Raw genomic sequence first — 17,468 nt, 5'->3', positions numbered from 1 at the left:
GCGGGCCGTCACGACTTGGGCAGGCGTCCGACGCCGAGCCGGTCTTGGGGGCGGCCCTCGTCGATGCATGCGTGGATGTGGATGCCGTTCTGGTGGCTGATCTTCGACACCGTCGAGCACAGCAGCGCGTTGAGCTTCTGCTGGTGCTCGGTGACCGCGGTGGCGTAGGCGTCCAGCTCCGCCTGGGTCGGTGTGTCGGGCAGCACCGGCGGGTTGCCGAGGGGCGGTTGCGTGAACAGGGCGGGATCCACGAAGCAGACCCGCATGCTCACATGGGCCGGCGCATAGCGGTGCACGAAGTCGACCGCCTCCTCCCGCCTGGCCCATTCGGTGAAGGGCGGGTCGGGGACGAAGAGCGTCGCCGTGTACGGCGCGAACGTCGCGACGGTGCCGGGCGCCTTGTAGTGCTCCAGCAGATAGGGCAGTTGCTGCTCCTTGGTCAGCCCGAAGTACAGGGCGAACCAGCTGAGGAAGCCGCGGGGTGTGCCCCGGCGGCGCCACAGCCGCGCCGACCGCGCGAGGAACTGGCGGCGCCGGGCCAGCCCGGCCTCGGTCCTCGGCCAGCTCTCCGGGAACACGAAGCCGGCCCAGGCCGCCACCTCGTCGAAGGTCGCCAGGTAGGAGCGCAGCAGGGCGTCGGCCCCGGCGTCCAGCGGAACGTCGGCGGGCCAGCGCAGCACGGCGTCCGGGCCGAGGCCGGTCAGCAGGTCCTCCAGCCGCTCGACGATCGCCCGGTTCAGTTCGTCGGCCAGTCCGAGGTAGGCGTCCACCTGGGCGAAGGAGGCCGCGTCCTGCTGGTAGACGGCGGGCAGTTGGGCGGCGAGCCGGGTGTAGTCGGGGCTACGCATCTCCGCACTCCGTGACCAGGGCGAACCGCACCCGCAGGCAGTCCGCGGCCGCCAGCTTCGGCACGGCGTTGGCGGGCAGTTCGAGGCTGCCGTGGGCCAGGGTGAGGAACTCGGGCCCGCCTTCGAGCTTCATCCCCAGGTCCTCGACACCCTGGACGGCGGTGTCGGCCATGATCGCCTCGACGACCTCGGTGAACCGGATCGCGGCGCCGGGAGTCCAGCCCTCCGGCTGGTCGTTCCACGGCCACGGACCCTCCACGGCCCGCTCGGCTGCGGGCGCCCGCGTTTCCGGCCGGCCCGCGGCGAAGAACGCGGAGATCCGCGCCCGTACGGCATCGACCAGCGCCGCCCGGTCGATCCCGATGCCCGTGACAAGCGTGCCCCTGACCAGGACGCGCCGCTCCTCCAGCAGCCCCGCACCGACCTCGTCGCAGATGACGCGGCGGGGGCCGACCGTGTTCACCGCCGTGCGCCAGTCGGGGAAGGGCACGCCCGCTTCGGGGCCGATCGCCGTGCGGAGCACGGCGCGCAGGAACGCGGCGGCGTCGGCCGGTTGCGCGTCCTTGGGCTCCACCACCAGCGTGATCGCCGGGGCGTTCGGGTCCACGGGGAGGGCCGGCGGAGCCCCGACGGGCAGCCCGTGCCAGGCGATGCCCTTGAGCCTGCCGGGAACGGCCCAGGCGCGGCGGACCCCGCGATGCGTGCGGGCCCGCCGCGCGTAGTCCTCCGCGGTCACCGGTTCGCAGGTCAGGGTCTGGACCGGGTGCTGCGGCCAGACCTGTGTGCGGCCCGCGGAGTCCTCCAGGTCCTCCGGCAGCAGGCCCGGCGGCTGAGGTCCGGCGGCCATCGCGACCCGCACCTCGGCCGGGCCGAGACCGTCCCGGGCGAGCGCGTCCCGGATCGCGGGGGCGGTGGTCGCCGTGGCCGCGCGGACCTCGGTCAGCCGGGCGACGAGCGCCTCCTGGGTCAGCCGGCGCCGCTCCCGGCGTACCAGGGCGACGATCTCCTCGTCCCACAAGGGCAGCATGCCGACGAGTTCGGCCGCGGCCCGCGCGTCCCGCACGGCCACCGGATCGGCCGTGACCCGCTGTGCGGCGACGGCCTCGGCTACGACATGGGCCTGCTCCTGAGCCACCTGGCGGACCAGCCGGGCCCGCATCAGCGCGATCACGGCCGGGCGCCGGCTCACGGCGAACGCCGCGCTCCACGGCGGCGTCGCCATCAGGGCGTTCGCGTCCGCCGCCGTCTGACAGGCGCGGATCCTGGGTTCGAGTACGGCGGCCGAGGTGGGCCGGGACGAGGCCAGGGCGTCCGCGATCGCCCGCAGCGAGCCCTGCGGGAGCGTCGCGTGCCAGGAGCGGTCGGCGTCGGGTTCCCAGCCCCGTACCTCCAACGGCCAGGCGTCGAAGTGCCGTTCGGCGACCCGGTAGTGCAGGTCGGCCAGCCCGAACGCGGCCGCTTCCGCCAGGGTCACGCCCGGATCCACCGGGTTGTGGTCGCTCCACGCCTCTGGGACGGCACGCGCGAGCCCGTCCATCACGCGGGCCCGGACCGTCTCCCAGTCGGCGTCCGGCTCGACCGGGACGAACGGCACGAGCGGTGTCGTCTGCTGCGGGGTCACAGTTGCTCCTCACACATCAGCACATGGGCCCCGGACGAGCAGTACAGTCCGCGGCACCGGTCCACCTCGACCACCTCGACCGGAGTCCCCCCGGCGTCGCGCAGCTGGAACGAGGTGACGACGTCGACCTCCGGCCGGCGCTCCAGGAACGCGATCAGCGTCGACGCGTACAGGGACTGCCCCCACCGGACGGGGACCGTGCTCGCCGGATGCAGCAGCGCCTCCAGCGCCGCCGTGATCGACTCCTTGCCGGTCAGGGCGTCGACGCCGCGGCGCAGGCTGATCGTCGCGACGACGGTGACCGGGGCGTAGTCCGGGCAGAGCACCGCCACCTCGGCGCCGAGCGGCCGGGCCGGGGCGACGGCCTCCACGATGTCCGCGGCCAGGCTCACCGAGGGGCGCGGTGCCGGGTCCAGCGGCCGGTCCGGCAGGACGACCAGCGCGACCTTCCCGCCCTCACGGGCGCCTTCGCGGTTGGTGTGCGGCAGGCACCGCACGGCGACGACCTCGGGGAAGGCCTGCGCCACCTGCTGCTCGTAGTCCCAGGGCAGCACGGCCCGGTCGCGGTGCCGGGTGCGGGCCGACGCCCTGGCGCGGTAGGCCGCGTCGGGCTCCGGGCCGCGGCCGCGCAGCGAGGCCAGATCGGTCACCTTCCTGACCCCGCGCACCGGCGAGAGCGTGCCCTTGATCGTCCCCGGTGGCAGTGCGTCGGCCGAACTCGGGTCGGTGGCCGGATCAGGGGCCCGCGAGACGAACTCGGCCACCACGGCGTCCACATGCACGCCGTGGATCGTGCCGAGCCGCTCGGGCGCGGTCGTCACCAGACGGAACCAGCGGCCCGTCTTCGCGCCCAGGTCGGCGCAGCCCACCGCCGAGCCGGCCGGGACGACGAAACGCAGCAGGCCGGACTCGCGCAGCTGCCGCGATCCGTCCGCGACGGGGAGAGCCTGCCAGCTCGTGCCGTCCCACCACTCCCACCGCGCGGCCACCGGGTCGGCGGCGCCGCACGGCGCGGCCGAGTCGACGTGGAAGTACACCGAGACACTGGACCCCGCGGCCGAGTCGGGCAGGTCGAGGCCGACCGCCACCATGCCGGTGGCCCCCGCGTCCGAGACCGCGCGGCGGAACGGCCGGAACACACCGGCGCCCTGCTGGACCGCGTGCCGCCACCCGCTGCGGGCCTCCACCCGGGTGGCCGCCACGGGCACGGTCGTGTAGGAGATCGTCACGCCGGAGGCGATCGGCGGCACGGGCGGCGGCCGCAACGTGGGCTTGGGTGTCGTACCGGCCACCGCCTGAGTGGCGAACGCGGCGACGTCCTCCTGGTAGGCCGTCCACCCGAAGTCGCCCGCGGACAGGAAGGCCCGCACGTAGTGACCCGGCTGTCCCGCGACGGCGAACGCCTCGGACCCGACCGCGCCGGACACGTCGGCGCTGACCGAACCGAACCGGTCGCGGGCGTCACCGATCTGCCGCCACCGCCCTTCCACCCGCCGCTGCCACACCACCCTGGCGTCGCCCCGGTCCTTGAGGAAGTCGAAGATGTCGAGGAAGTGCTTGGTGTGGGCCGCGCCCACCTCGGCCTGAACCGTCGTCAGCCGGTCCTTGAGGAAGTTCGCCGTGACCGCCGGGATGCCGCTGCCGCCCGCCGAGGCCGAGAGGATCCCATGGGCCGGCTGCATCAGGGAGACGGTGACGGTCAGCTGCCCCAGGGCCTTGGCGAACGCCTCGTCGGAGCGCAGATAGAAGGCGTCCCCGCGCTTGGCCACCGCGCCGAACGGCTGGAACTCCTTGGTGACGTCCACAGCGCCGTCGTTGTGGAAGGCGGCCTGCGGCACGAACGGCGTGCGCCCGGCCACCGCGACCTCCACCGTCGCGAACGCCAGCTCCTCCGGCACCGGCGCCGTGGCCGGGACGACGCACTCGATCCACGGAGTCCGCCCCTCCGGAGCCCCGCACCCGCCCGACAGCGTGACGGTGACCGTGGCGCCGGAGACCGTCCCCGTCGTGGTCGGACCCACCTCGCCGTCCGCCGTGGAGCATCGCCACACGGCGGGGGCCAGCAGATCCACACCGGTGGCGTCGCCGAAGGTCAGCGCGGCGATGAGGTCGCCGCCCTCGAAGGCCAGCGCCGGCGAGTACACCCGCAGCGTGTGGACGGCGTCCGCACCGGCAACGGGCACGAGCGGAAACTCCGGCGCCTCGTTCGCGATGCCCGGCAGCCCGGGTTCGGTCCCGCCGGGGTACAGGGTGCGCACGGCGATCAGGGGAGCGCCGTGGGCGGTGAGCGGGTCGAGGGTGGCGTAGTGCCGTTCGTTGCCGAAGGCGTCCTTGCCGCCGCGCAACAGGGTGCCGCGCGGGACGACGGCCGGCGCGAGCTTGGGGTCGACGTCGGCCTGGGCGATCACACGGTCGGGCAGGGCCGGCAGCCGGGGGATGCCGAGGAGCTGTTCCAGCCAGGCCACATGGGTCCGCTCCGACAGGGTGGCGGCGTGCCGGTCGAGGGCGGTGTACTCGCGGGCCAGCACCGAGAGCAGGGCCTGGTCCGGCTGCTCGGGCCGCGCGAGTACGTCCGTCTCCTCGCCTCCCGGGCGCGTGAACAGGACGTCGTACCAGGTGGTCTCCTCGTGGAAGCTGGTGAGCCGGGCTACGGCCGCCATTGCCTCGACGATGCGTTCCGGGGGCCGGGTCATCGCGCACCTGCCAGGTAGAACGGGACGACGAGGTTGTTCGGGCGTCGATGACGGTCGATGCGGTAGGAGACGATGACATCGACCCGGTCGTCCGCCTCCTCGGACGGCACCGCCTGGACGGAGTCGACGATGACCCGGGGTTCGCCGAGCAGGAGCGCCCGGCGCACGTCGTCCGCGAGCCGGTGGCAGGCGTCGGAGGTGCGGGGCTCGAAGACGTACCGGTCCACGCCGGCGCCGAAGTCGGGCCGCATGACGCGGCTGCCCGGCATGGTGTGGAGCAGTACGCGCAGGGCGTCGGCCAGGTGCGCCTGGCCCTCCTCCGTCACCAGGGACACCGGCCCGGAATCCGGGCGGACCCACCTCGGCGGGAAGTCCCAACCCCGGCCCACATGGGGGTAGTCGCCGTTCATCCGATCACCACCGTCGGGTTGCCGACGGCCACCGACGCCCCGCAGGCGCAGGCGTCGCCCGCCCGCAGCGCGGGCCGGCCCTGGATGAGCACCGTGGCCGAACCGGCCAGGAACGGCGTGGACGGAGGGTGCGGCGGGGGTGAGGGGATCACGCAGACGTGCATGTCTCCCACCACCGCCGCGGGCATCCCGCCGACCAGTACGGTGGCGACCCCCGGTCCGACGACCGTGCCACCGTGCACCGTGGTGTCTCCGACCCGAGCGGCCGCAGGCATGGTGATCTCCCCAGTTGCTAGTTGATGGTGACTAGTGAGCCGTTGAGCGCGAGCGACCCCGACGCCTTGAGACCGAAGGTCGCGGAGGTCTCGATGGTGGACGGCCCCGAGGCCTTGGCCTGGAGCCGGAGTGATTCGAGCGTGATGCTCCCCGCCGCCGACGACAGCTTGATGTCGCCCTGCGCCGCGACGAGTTCGATGCCCTTCCCGGACAGCCGGACGGCGTTGCCCGAGTCGGAGTGCGTGAGGACGACGGCGGAGCCCTGGTCGTCGAGCACGAGGCTGTGGCCCTTGCCGGACGTCAGGCTTGCCGCTGCCGACTCGCCGTCCTCCAGGCGCAGGGCGTGGCCGTCGGGTGTCATCAGGGCCCGGACGGCGTTGGTGTCGGCGTCCACCAGGACCGGCGGCCGCTGCGTGCCGTTGTAGAGGGAGCCGAGCACGACCGGCGTGGCCGGATCGCCGTCGACGAACCCGACGAGGACCTCCTGCCCCACGTTCGGGACGACGACAGCGCCGTAGCCGTCGCCCGCGTCGAGGCCCGCCGTCCGGGCCCAGACCCCGTCTCCGCCGTCCGCCCGCCACGGCAGCCGGACCCGCACCCGGTTCAGCGACTCCGGGTCGTCGAGCGCTTCCACGACGCCCAGGACGAGACCGCGGTCGCCGGTCGCGGGCGGTGGGAGCAGGGCGGGCGGCGACCCCACCTGAAACTCCGTCAGATATCTGCCCGCGGTGAAGCGATGCCGGGCCGCGGTGACGTAGTGCGGTCCGGACATCCGGGTGCCGACACCAGTGATCGACACCCAGCCGTCGCACCGCAGCGCCGGGTCGCCGTGCACGGCACCGGAGCCGAAGCAGTGCGCCAGTGCGGCCCTGCGCTGTACGGCGACGGCGCGGGCGTCGGCCTCGTCCGACCCGGTGACCGCCGGGGAGGCGCACCGCTCGTCCCGCGCCGGCCAGCCGGAGTCGGCCGCGGCGTCGTCGTGCGCGGGGCGCTCGCCGACGTCGATGCCCGCGGCGGCGGCGCTCTGCTCGGACTCGGCGGCCTCCAGCGAGGCCAGATCCCAGGCCACGCCGACGGCCGAACCGATGGCGCGCGTCAGATCCTGCGTCAGGTGCAGCTCGACCAGATCGCGGGTGTAGTCCAGCGCGATCGGCTGCCGCTTCGGCGCGGGCGGACGCAGGACGAGCGTGTCGCCGCGGACGTAGGTGACCCAGCCCAGCTCGGCCGCGCGGCGCTTGAGCAGCTCCCAGTCGCCGGTCCGGTCGCTGACCACGAAGGGACGGCGGACGCCGTCCGCGGCGTCCGTGGTCAGCCCGTAGTCGGCGGCGACGGCCGAGGCGACATCCGCGTCGGAGACATCGGCCAACTGGCGGGAGCGGGGCGGATGTTCCAGCAGGATGGACCGGCTGCGCCCCTCGACGCGCAGCACGGGGCGGCCGCCGCGCGGGAAGTGCGTGGTCAGGGACGCGATGACGCCGTCGAACACGGTGGTCAGCCGGGAGTGGTAGCCGAGCGAGACCGCGATCGCCGCCCCGGGTTCGAACGGGCCGTCGTCGCTGTGCCGCACGCTGCGGCTGTCCGCGTCCCAGTTCTGCACGATCAGGGTCAGACGGCCGTGCCGGTTCACCTCCTCGGAGACGTCCAGTTCGACGATGTCCGCGGCCACCAGCGGTTGCAGCGCCGTGCCGGCCACGCGCACCTCGAAGGCGGGCCGGTCCCGCTCCGCCGGGCTCACCGGCCGGCCGCCAGCGGCGGGAGGACGAGCAGCTGGCCGGTGCGCAGACCGCGAGGGTTGGCCAGCCGGTTCGCCGCGGCCAGCGGACGCCAGTACGCCGGGTCCCCGTACACCCGGGCGGCGATGGCGTCGAGGGTCTCGCCGTCCTCGACCAGCCAGGTCTGGCGCAGGTCGGGGGAGGACGGCCGGTCCTTCGCGACCGTCTCCTGGACCGAGAGCGCCTCCTTCAGCGACAGCTTGACCGTGGCCCGCAGCGGTTCGCCCGCCCGGTCGAACAGCTTGTACGTGACATCGGCCTGGGTGAGGATCCCGCGGAACCCGAACCGCCCCCAGTGGGCGTGCACGTAGTACGGCTGGTGGGTGTCGCCCTGGAACCGGGTCAGTTCCAGCAGGGCGTCGAGCAGCGGGCCGATGGTCCCGGGCTCGCCGACCACTCCGGTGCCGTCCAGCAGCAGGTCGATCTGGACCTGGTCGGGCTCGCCGCCGGTGAACGACTGCTGCGGGGCTGACGTTCCCGCGGACTGCGTGGCCTGGTACAGGTTCTTGCGGGAGAAGGACAGCTCGGTCGGGTTGAGCAGGGCCTGCCAGCGGATTCCGGTGGGCTGCTGGAACTTGATGTCCGCGTAGGCGTCGATGGTCAGCTTGGCGAGCTGGGTCGCGGTCAGGTTCACAGGTCCCACTCCCGGCGGAGGATCTCCAGCACCCGCTCGGCGGCCCGGCGCACGATCACGTCCATGTCCGCCTCGCCCCGGGGTTCGCCGGGCGGCGGGACCTCGGACGGGGCGGGCGCGAGCACTGTCTCGGTGACGATCTGTCCGATCACGACGGCCATGTCAGTGCACCTTCTTCAGGGAGAGTCCGTGGTGGGCGATCTCGATGACGTCGATCGCCGCGGCGGACGACTGCGCGTCCAGGTCGGGGCCGGTCAGCTTGGCGGGCCAGCCCCTCGTGAACGCCCACACCCGGACCGGCTCGACCGCCCCCTCGACCGAGCTCATCAGGATGACGCTGCCGTCCCGCGGCGCGACCAGCCCGCTGACATGGAACTCGGCGAACCAGTCCCACAACTCCTGCGCCGGTCCGGCGCCCTGGCTCAGCACCAGGTTCGGGAACGAGGCCCGGCTGGGAAAGCGGTGGGCGAACCGGTTCTCACCGCCCTCCTGGTACTCCTCCACGCCGACCTCGGCGGCCAGCCCGGTGCACTTGGCGAAGTTCACCGACGCCAGGCCGTCGATGGCCAGGACGAAGTGGGCCGTGGTGAACGGCCTGACGAGGGGCGAGGCCAGCGGCAGCATCGGGTCACCGGGTCTCGATCAGGATGCCTTCGCAGGCGAACTCGACCGATTCGATGGCGACATCGGTGCCGGTGGACTTCAGGCCCGGGCCTTCGAGCTTGACCGGCCAGGCCTCCCTGATCTTCCAGGTCATCACCGGGTCCCGCTCCTCGTTGAGGAGGCTGATCGTGACGTCACGGCGGTCCACGGAGCCGATGGTGATCGAGTTGTACCACTCGAAGAGCCCGTTGCCGGCCTCGGCCGGGGCGATGCCCCGCTTCATGGTGACGTTGGAGAACTTGCGCAGCCCCGGCTGCTTGCGCGTGGAGAACTGCGGGTCGGCACCCCCGCGGTACTCGATGACCTCGGCCTCCATCGTCAGACCGCTCACCTCGGAGAAGCTGGAGGTCTGCTGTGTGTCCCCCCAGCTCACCGCGAAGTGCAGGGTGGTCATGGGATACATGCGGCAACTCCTACTCGGACAGTCGCTTGTGGCTGAAGCGGACGACGACGAACTCGGCGGGTTTGGCGGGGGCGATGGCGACCTCGGTGATCACGAGACCCACGTCGATGTCGGCCTCGGTCATGGTTTCGCCGAGCCCGACCCGGACCCGGTAGGCCTGCTCGGGCTTGGTCCCGGCGAGGGCGCCGGCCCGCCACTGCTGGTCGAGGAAGTTCTCCACCGAGACCTTGATGCGGATCCAGGTCTGGGCGGTGTTGGGCTCGAAGACGACCCACTGCAGGGCCCGGTCGACCGAGGTCTCGATCATGTTGAACAGCCGGCGGACATTGACATAGCGCCAGGTCGTGTCGTCCGTGGCGTTGCGGGCGCCCCACAGCCGCGTGCCGCGGCCGGGGAAGGCGCGGATGAGGTTGACGCCCCGCGGGTTGAGCAGGTCCTGCCGGCGCTGGGTGTAGGTCTGGGTCAGCCCGATGGCGCCGGTCACGGTCTCGTTGCCCGGGGCCTTGTGGACACCGCGCAGCCGGTCGGTCCGCGCGATGACACCGGCCACGAAGCCCGACGGCGGCACGGTGGTGAACCGGTCCTGGGAGTCGGGATCGATGGTCACGATCCGCAGATGCGGCGCGTAGGCCGCCGCGTAGGTGGACGACAGTGTGGTGTCGCGCCACGTGGCCAGGTCCGTGTCGGCCCTCGGCCCCGGTGCGCCGGCCAGGTCCGGGGTGTCGATCACGGCGAACCGGCGGAAGTTCTCGCAGTGGGTGACGACCTGACCCACGAGATTGGCCTGCAGCCCCGGATCCTCCACCGTGACCAGGTCCGGGCAGATCACCATCGCGGGCTCGTCCACCTCCTCCAGCCGGACCAGGCCCTCACGGAAGTCGTCGTTGGTCGCGGGCCTGTCCGCGCCGATGTTGCCCGCGGTGACATAGAACGGTGCGGAGTCCGGTGCCACGGCGGGGGCCGCGGTGTCCCGATGAGCGACGGTGACGAGCTCCGAAGCGCCGTTCACCACGCCGTCCTTGGCGAAGTACGCGGGGTGCTCGGGGCTCAGCGACAGTCCGCGGAAGGTCTCGGCGACGGTGCCGTCCACCGAGACGGACAGCGCGAACCGCTCGGCCGTCACCGTGGCGCTCTCCACCGCGAACAGCCCGAACCGGGTCTGGCCCGTGTTCCCGATCGTCGTTCCGGCGGCGAAGCTCAGCACGTAGACGTCGGTGCCGTGGCGGGCGACATCGGTGATCGGCGCGAAGGCCGTGTCGATCGCGAGCCGGTCCCCGACGCGTGGCGCGACGGCGCAGCGGACGGCGATGCCGGTGTTCGCGTTGGCCTGCAGGGTGAAGGCGGCCTCGGTGTAGGTGTGTGCGGTGTTGGGCTGCGGTGCCAGGTCGAAACCGGAGTCCGTGCGGGTGGCGACGACCGTGGGTACGCCGGTGCCGCCCTGGTAGGTGACCTTCGCGCCCTTGGGCAGGAACCCGTACGCGGCCGAGACGTCGGCCGGGGCGAGATGGGTGATGCTCAGCCCCGTGTCGGCCAGGAGCACCGCGGATACGGGGGCGTTCACCGTGACAGGCCCGCTCGGCGGCGGTGTGGCGCCCCCCACCTCGAAGCGGTTGCCGCCCTTCCACTCCCCGGTGCGCCCGTCCGCCATCGTGATCCGGGCGACGGCGCTCTGCGGCCCGGAGGGCGACAGATCGCCGGCGACGGGTGCGGTGAGGGGCCGCTCGAAGCTCAGGGCCGACAAGGGCACGTTGGTCGTGGGCGGCGTGCCCGACGGTGTGCCGGTGGTCGCGCGCGCCGGGAAGTCCGCCCGGCGCAGCACGAACGCGGCCCCGGCAGCAGCGCCCGGTGCGGTGGCCAGAGTGAGCGTGACGGAGGTCCGGGCGGCGACGACGTCCGTCACCAGGGCGCCGGTGCGGGCGCCGTTCGGTGCCGTCACCACGACCACGTCTCCCTTGTGGAACCCCTTGCCCGAGGGAAGGAACAACGTGGTGCTGTTGTTCGCCAGCGCACCGGCGACGACCGAGCCGGGCGCCATCGTCACCGCGCCGCTCGCCGTCAGCGCGACGGTGTTCGACGTCACCGAGTCGACGGTCGCGGTCACCGGCGCGGCCACGGTTCCCGAGGCCGGGACCGGTACGAGCACGATGGCGTCGCCGGGCCGCAGCCCGGCCGTTGACGGCACCTGCAGGGTGGCGGGGGTGCCCGATGTCACCGAGACCGTGCTGCCCGTCGTCTCCGCCCGGTAGAAGGCCCCGGAGGCTCCGCCGGTGTCGGGCTGGACGCCGATGCCCAGCGAGGCCGCCCAGGCTCCCGGCGAAGCGGCGGTCACGGCGAAGCTCTTCCTCGCCGACGCGTCGAAGACCTGCCACGATGCGGCCGTCGAGGGGTCCACCCGGATCACCCAGGCGGCCGGCCCGCCGTTCTCGAAGTAGCCGAAGACGGACTCGCCGGTGAAGCCGCGCGAGGTGGGGGCGCCGAACGTCCGGACGTAGTCGCCCCAGCCGGTGACGCGGGTCGGCTCCAGCAGCGGCCCCTTACGCGTCGTGCCGAGGATCGCCACCACGCTGGTCGGTGCGGCGGCGATCGGCTGCGGCCCGGACGGGACCTCCTCGATGTACACGCCGGGCGATAGATACGTCACGGGTCCTCCTCAGCTCTTGGTTCATGTCGTGTCGACCAGTCGGATCCGGGTCGCCACGGACAACCCGTTCACGGAGACGGTGCGCAGCAGGGCTCCGCCGACCAGTAGTTCCGCCGGGGTGAATGCGGCCGTCCACACGGCCGGGGCCGAGGTGTAGACGCCGGGTGAGACCTCGGGCAAGGCGATCTCGGGCTTCGGGCCCGGACCCTTCGTGGCCCGGGCCACGACCGTCCGCCCGGTACGCGGAGCGCCCGTGGACGGCGTCACGAGCGTCACGCTCAGCGTCATCGGCACGGGATCCAGCCGCCGTACGATCTCGGGCGCGGTCAGCGCGACCAGCAGGGTGTACGGCGGCCAGTCCGGCGCCGGCGGGAAGGTGAGCAGCTCGGCCAGGGCGCCGTCGGTGACGGTGACGGCGAGGTGCGGGGGAGTGGACGGGGCGGCGACGTCGGTGCGGGCGGTGACGACGGCTCCGTCGGGGACCGTCCGGACGGCCCAGCCGTGCCGTGCCGTGGTGAGCCGGGCGGTGAGCGGGCCGATGGGCGCGCCGGTGGCGGCATGCAGCAGGCGTACACGGTGCCGCAGTTGGGTGGTGCTCGTCGCGATGCTCACGGCGACCTCACATACTCGACGCGGTGCTCGACCACGCGGCCCGCGCCGTCCTGCTGGAGCACGGGGACGGGCGCGACGTCCACCTCGTAGAACAGGGCGAGCCGACCGGGACGGCCGAGTGCGCCCCAGATCTGGTTGCGCTGGTCGTGGGTGGGGCCGACCAGCCGGATCGTGAGGGTCTCGACCTCGTCGGCCAAGGGGGGCTTGAGCAGGTGCCGGCGCAGGACCGGTGTGGTGTGGAAGGCCTGGACGATGCGGGCCAGCCGGCGCTGTGCCTCGTCGTGGTCGCCCATGAAGGTGGCCAGATAGTGCAGTTTCAGGGCCAGCGGTGCGCGCACGAGTCCGGCCGCGCCGTCGGTGAGGGGGCGGTTGCGCAGATGGTCGTGCTCCTCGACGGCGAGGAGCGCGAGGACGCCCTTGGCGTCGGGCAGCGGCGACTTGTCGGCCTGGGAGAGGGAGTGCAGGACCATCCAGCTCCCGTGGTCGGGCGTGGCCTGGTGGATGACGTCGCACAGGGCTTCGCTGACCTCGGTGATCACGAGCGCCCCCTTCTCTCGTGGGCTCAGCGTGGACTTGCGCGCTCACGGGAGAACCACGGGTGAATCACGGGCCCGTCACCGTGTCGTCAGGTCCGGTGGTCCCACGGACGACCAGCGGATTCCTCAAGACTCACGGACCCGCCGCGCGAACAGGGCGCCGCAACGGCCCACTGTTCGATGTCTCCTTCGATCGGGTGAGGGAGACGGTTCGACTGGGCGAAGAAGAGTCATACGAACGCCACTTGGCGATTTCACGCCTCGCCGGCAGCGCGGACTCGGGCTCAGGACATGCCGCGGAGTTGGTCGAGCGCGCGGTCCATGGCAGCGGCCAGCCGCCCGACGTCCCGCCGGGCGCGCTCGAACTCCGTGATCAGCGCGGCCACGGCCCCTGACCGGCCGCTGCCCGCGGTGTGCAGCCGCGCGTAGGTGGCGACCGTCTCGGGCATGGGGTCGACGCCCAGTTCTTCGAGCAGGACGGCGCGGCACCGTTCGAACTGCCGCTCTGCCAGGTCCATTCGGCCGGCGGTGCCGAACGCCCGGATCAGATGCCGGTGCAAGTCCTCGCGGAGCGGCTCCAGTTCCAGGGCGCGCTCGCCGTACGCGGTGATCGCCGGAACGTCACGACGGGCGCCGTAGTACTGGATCAGGTGGTCGAGGGCGGCAAGGTAGAGGCTGTCGATCCGGCACCGGGCGGCCAGGACCCAGTGGTCCTCGCAGGTTTCGACCAGTCGGCCCCGGCGCAGGGAGACCGCGTTGTGCAGCCGGGCGACGTCCGCCTCGTCCAGGTCGGTGGGCGGCACCCGGAGGACCAGCTCGACCAGCCTCTGGAACCTGGCGGCGTCCGTGGTGACGTCGACATCGGGATTCAGGGCCACCGTTCGCCAGCTGTCGCAGGCCACGATCTCCAGGCCGGTGGCGGCCCGGACTTCGCACCTGAGGCGCCACAGCGCGGTGTTGAGACGCCGGCGGGCCACGCGCTCGGAGCAGTCCTCGAAGAGATGGGCGGCGGTGACGGACCGCGACCGGCCCTCCGACGGTGCGAGGGCGAGATAGGCGCACAGGGTGGTCGCCCCCGGCGACAGCCGGACGGGCTCGCCGTCGAAGGAGACCCCGGGCGGTCCGAGGAGCGTGAGACTCAGCGTGTGCGACGGGGGGAGTTGCGCGGCGGGCAGCAGGAGCGCCCCTTGGTACGGGCCGGTGTGGTTGGGCGTCGCTGGTCCTTCAGGCGTCATCCATGGCCTCCCCCTGGCCGGTGGGCGCAACCGCAAGATACTCCGAATTCGTGCGTGGGGGGACCTAATTGGTGGAAACACGACAGGGCGCAGCCGGCGGGTCCGCCTCGTCGGGCAGACCCGCCGGCCGCATGGTGCAACGCCCTTACTCCCGGGCGACCAGACCGTCGTAGGCCGCGTCGAGTCGCCGCGCCAGCTGCTCGACCCCGATGGCGTCGAGACCCCGCTGCCCGTCCACGGCCGTCCTCGCCGCCGAGTGCGCGACCTCGAAGAGGGTCCAGGAGTCAGCCGTGTAGTCGGCCTCCGTCGGAGTTCCGATCCCGGCCAGGCTGTTTCGGATCGGTGTGGTGTCCACCGGCCCGTCCACGTCGCCGGAGATCGCCATGAACGCGTCGAGGACGATCTTTCCGGACTTCAGGACGAACGTCGCCCGGTGCCTGCCCTGGGGCAGACCGCGCAGCGAGTACGTCGCCTGGCGCTTGTCGGTGGCGTTGGTCCGCACGTTCCGGGCGACGGGCCTGCCATCGACGTGGACGTCGAACACGGCGCTGCCGTCGTTGCCGCCGATGACGTCGATGCCGGTACCGGTGAACGGAACGGTGACCGAGGCTCCGGCGGTCGTGCTCGTGGACGTCGACCGGTGCCAGTCCATCGCGTCACCCAGTGAGGCCTTCCGGCTCCAGGTGCCCTCGTGGGCGACGGAGCCGTCCATGCTGTCGAGCAGTGCGGTGGCGTAGGGGGTGTAGCCGTCGACCTTCTCGACCTTCAGGTTGTCGAACGCCGTCCGGTAGAAGTCGGTGCCGAGCTTGACGCGGCCCGCGGTGGCGGGCGTCGGGTCCTGGTACGTGGCGACGGCCTGCCCGTCGACGAAGGCGGTGACCGTCGCTCCCTTGGCCTCGACGGCCAGGCGGTAGTGGTCGGACGCGGCGACCGTGCCCTGTTGGATGACGGTGCCGTACTCGTAGAACGCCCAGGCTCCGTCGGGCGCGATGCGGACGTGGTACGCGGCGTCGCTCACCGCCATGCCCTTCTGCTGGCGCACGCCGAGGACGGCGAGGCCGCCGGCCGGGTCGGGGAAGGAGACGTCGACCGAGGCCCGGTAGTTCTGCCAGCGGAAGTCGCCGACCGTGGTGTTGGGGGTGTGCCGGTTCCAGGCGGCGGTGTCCTTCATGGACTGGTCCATGTACTGGTAGAGGACGTTGTCGCCGGACGCGTCCTTGCCGACCTCCCACGCACCGGTGTTGTCGACCAGGTAACGGGGCTGGTTGCCGCGGGACTTCAGATAGGGCTGGGAGGTCCGGCGCGCGCCGTTGTCCGTGCCGACCTGGACCCGGCCCTCCTCCGCGTAGCCGAAGTCGTCGGCGTACAGGACGCGGTCGCGGGTGTCGGGCGCCTTGCCGGTCGCGTCGGTGTCGAGCACCGTGCGCTGTCCGGAGGCGGGCAGACGGCGGCCGGTCGCTTCGTCGTCGCTGCGGTCGAGGGTCGTCAGCGTCGCGATCGAGCGCGGCCGGACCGTGTACGTGTAGTACCCGTCGGCGCCGGGACGCAGTTCGTCGGCGAGGTGCATGAAGTTCGCGTCGTAGGCCTCCCCGGGGTCCGCCGCTCGGGTCTCCCAGACCTCCATGGTCGGATCGGAGCCGAGTCGCATGTTCTCGGCCTTGATCCGGTAGGTCTTCGGCTGGTCGCTGTCGTTGACGGCGATCGTCGAGAAGTTCTTCTTCCCGGGGTCCGCGAGCGTCATGTAACTCGGCGCGCCGTTCGAGCCGTCGACGTTCTCGGTGCCGCTCACTTCGCTGCGGCTCGCCTCGGGCACGGTCCGCCAGATGCCCGCCGTGTTGGTGTCGTTCTCCCAGCCGGTTCTGGCGAACCGGGTGAAGTGCTGCATCACGTACACGGCGGCGTCGTAGCGGATGTGGCCCGACCACGGGTCGCGGGCGCTGACGAGCTCCTTGTGGCTGTACTGCGCGCCCTCGTAGAAGGAACCGATGGCCGGCTGGAAGATGTAGTGCGTCCGCTTGGAGTTCGCGTAACTCTTGACGGAGCGGTTGGCGAGGTCGAGGGCGCTCTGGACGCCGCCGATGCCGGTGCTCGCGCCGTTCGGGCCGTCGGTGTTGTGGACGCGGTACTCGGTGGAGCCGAACGAGGCGGTTCCCTCGCTGTACCAGACCTCCTTGTCCTGCCCCGACGGGGTGTTGCCGGTCGCGAGCTTCGTGTACGGCAGGTGGGTGGCGCTGTCGGGGGTGCCGTCGAGGCGGTCGTCGGTGTTGTAGTGGTAGCCCACGGCGTCGACCATGCCGAAGAGCTCCGCGTCCGTGAGGAGGGCGGGCCCGATGTTCTTCGTGGTGTTCTCGTCGGAGGCGATGATCTTGATGCGCTGGTAGGCCCGCGCGGCCTCCGCCTGCTTCTCCGCCGGCAGGCCGTACCGCGGGTCGGCGAAGTCGGTGTCGTTCACCAGCGCGTTCTTGTACCACTTGATGAACGGGATGTCCGGGTTCCGCGTCTCGTTGGTGTCCGGATCGACGTAGTCGACCATGTACCCGTACTTCTCGTACGCGTCGAGGATCGTCTCCTTGTACCACCGGTACATCTCGTCGCGGCCGGTGCCCTTGTTCCACTCCGTCTGCACCCAGCGGGGCATGACCCAGCGCAGGATCGAGACCTTCAGGCCGGGGTTCACCGTCTTGGCGTCGGCGGCCAGTTGGAAGCCGGGGGAGCGGGAGGCGTCGGCGAGCTCGTCCGAGGTGCGCATGGTCGCGGGATCGGAGCCGGTGGAGGTGTTGGTGTCCGAGCCCATCTCCACCTTGACGTGGTTGATCAGCGGGTTCCTGCCGCCGAACAGGACCCGGATCAACTCCCAGTACCGGTCGGGGTGTTCCGCCTTGTAGTCCATCAGCAGATTGCTCGTGCTGTTGCAGCTGAGCAGTCCGAGGCCCTTGTACGTCAGCCCGTTCATGTTGTCGGCGCGCACGTCGTCGCCGTTCACCACGACCTCCACGGCGTCTTCCGCGGTGTGGGCGGCCGGGGCGGTGATCACTCCGGCCGCCAGCGCCATGGTCGTGGCCGCGGCGAGCGCCGCCCATCCCAGTCTTCGCTGCATGTGCAACCCGCTTCGCCCCTTCCAGGG

General features: G+C 72.2%; 15 protein-coding genes. All 15 read right to left on the bottom strand.

Going from position 1 to position 17,468, the window contains the following annotated elements; genetic code table 11:
- Positions 1-8 precede the first annotated feature (8 nt).
- A complete protein-coding gene (locus AB0Q90_RS04995; RefSeq protein WP_363159047.1) occupies positions 9-848 on the bottom strand; it encodes a hypothetical protein in 840 nt (279 codons plus the stop codon).
- Positions 841-2,469, bottom strand: coding sequence for a hypothetical protein (locus tag AB0Q90_RS04990; protein WP_363159046.1), 1,629 nt, complete (start codon positions 2,467-2,469; stop codon positions 841-843). The genes AB0Q90_RS04995 and AB0Q90_RS04990 overlap by 8 nt, the downstream gene beginning before the upstream one ends.
- A complete protein-coding gene (locus tag AB0Q90_RS04985; protein ID WP_363159045.1) occupies positions 2,466-5,162 on the bottom strand; it encodes a baseplate J/gp47 family protein in 2,697 nt (898 codons plus the stop codon). Before AB0Q90_RS04985 ends, AB0Q90_RS04990 begins: the two co-directional genes overlap by 4 nt.
- Entirely contained in the window at positions 5,159-5,572 is a 414-nt protein-coding gene (locus tag AB0Q90_RS04980; RefSeq protein ID WP_363159044.1) for a GPW/gp25 family protein, read from the bottom strand. The genes AB0Q90_RS04985 and AB0Q90_RS04980 overlap by 4 nt, the downstream gene beginning before the upstream one ends.
- Entirely contained in the window at positions 5,569-5,847 is a 279-nt protein-coding gene (locus AB0Q90_RS04975; protein ID WP_363159043.1) for a PAAR domain-containing protein, read from the bottom strand. The genes AB0Q90_RS04980 and AB0Q90_RS04975 overlap by 4 nt, the downstream gene beginning before the upstream one ends.
- Before the next feature lie 17 nt (positions 5,848-5,864).
- Positions 5,865-7,583, bottom strand: coding sequence for a phage baseplate assembly protein V (locus AB0Q90_RS04970; protein ID WP_363159042.1), 1,719 nt, complete (start codon positions 7,581-7,583; stop codon positions 5,865-5,867).
- Positions 7,580-8,254, bottom strand: a complete 675-nt coding sequence (locus AB0Q90_RS04965) for a LysM peptidoglycan-binding domain-containing protein (RefSeq protein ID WP_363159041.1) — start codon at positions 8,252-8,254, stop codon at positions 7,580-7,582. Before AB0Q90_RS04965 ends, AB0Q90_RS04970 begins: the two co-directional genes overlap by 4 nt.
- Complete coding sequence (locus tag AB0Q90_RS04960; RefSeq protein WP_363159040.1) at positions 8,251-8,415, bottom strand: hypothetical protein; 165 nt, start codon at positions 8,413-8,415, stop codon at positions 8,251-8,253. The genes AB0Q90_RS04965 and AB0Q90_RS04960 overlap by 4 nt, the downstream gene beginning before the upstream one ends.
- A 1-nt stretch (position 8,416) precedes the next feature.
- Positions 8,417-8,878, bottom strand: a complete 462-nt coding sequence (locus tag AB0Q90_RS04955) for a phage tail protein (protein ID WP_363159039.1) — start codon at positions 8,876-8,878, stop codon at positions 8,417-8,419.
- Between the two features lie 4 nt (positions 8,879-8,882).
- Entirely contained in the window at positions 8,883-9,320 is a 438-nt protein-coding gene (locus tag AB0Q90_RS04950; RefSeq protein WP_363159038.1) for a phage tail protein, read from the bottom strand.
- A gap of 10 nt (positions 9,321-9,330) precedes the next feature.
- Positions 9,331-11,961, bottom strand: coding sequence for a phage tail sheath subtilisin-like domain-containing protein (locus AB0Q90_RS04945; protein WP_363159037.1), 2,631 nt, complete (start codon positions 11,959-11,961; stop codon positions 9,331-9,333).
- A gap of 21 nt (positions 11,962-11,982) precedes the next feature.
- The gene (locus tag AB0Q90_RS04940) at positions 11,983-12,573 is read right to left on the bottom strand and encodes a hypothetical protein (RefSeq protein WP_363159036.1); all 591 of its coding nucleotides are present in this window, start codon (positions 12,571-12,573) and stop codon (positions 11,983-11,985) included.
- Positions 12,570-13,112, bottom strand: coding sequence for a Pvc16 family protein (locus AB0Q90_RS04935; protein WP_363159035.1), 543 nt, complete (start codon positions 13,110-13,112; stop codon positions 12,570-12,572). The genes AB0Q90_RS04940 and AB0Q90_RS04935 overlap by 4 nt, the downstream gene beginning before the upstream one ends.
- A 281-nt stretch (positions 13,113-13,393) precedes the next feature.
- Positions 13,394-14,344, bottom strand: coding sequence for a BTAD domain-containing putative transcriptional regulator (locus tag AB0Q90_RS04930; RefSeq protein WP_363159034.1), 951 nt, complete (start codon positions 14,342-14,344; stop codon positions 13,394-13,396).
- Positions 14,345-14,489: 145 nt separating this feature from the next.
- The gene (locus AB0Q90_RS04925; protein ID WP_363159033.1) at positions 14,490-17,441 is read right to left on the bottom strand and encodes a GH59 galactosidase; all 2,952 of its coding nucleotides are present in this window, start codon (positions 17,439-17,441) and stop codon (positions 14,490-14,492) included.
- Positions 17,442-17,468: the final 27 nt, after the last annotated feature.

Source organism: Streptomyces sp. NPDC079141 (genome assembly GCF_040686775.1).
Classification (GTDB): domain Bacteria; phylum Actinomycetota; class Actinomycetes; order Streptomycetales; family Streptomycetaceae; genus Streptomyces.
This window is presented reverse-complemented; position numbering and strand designations above follow the sequence as displayed.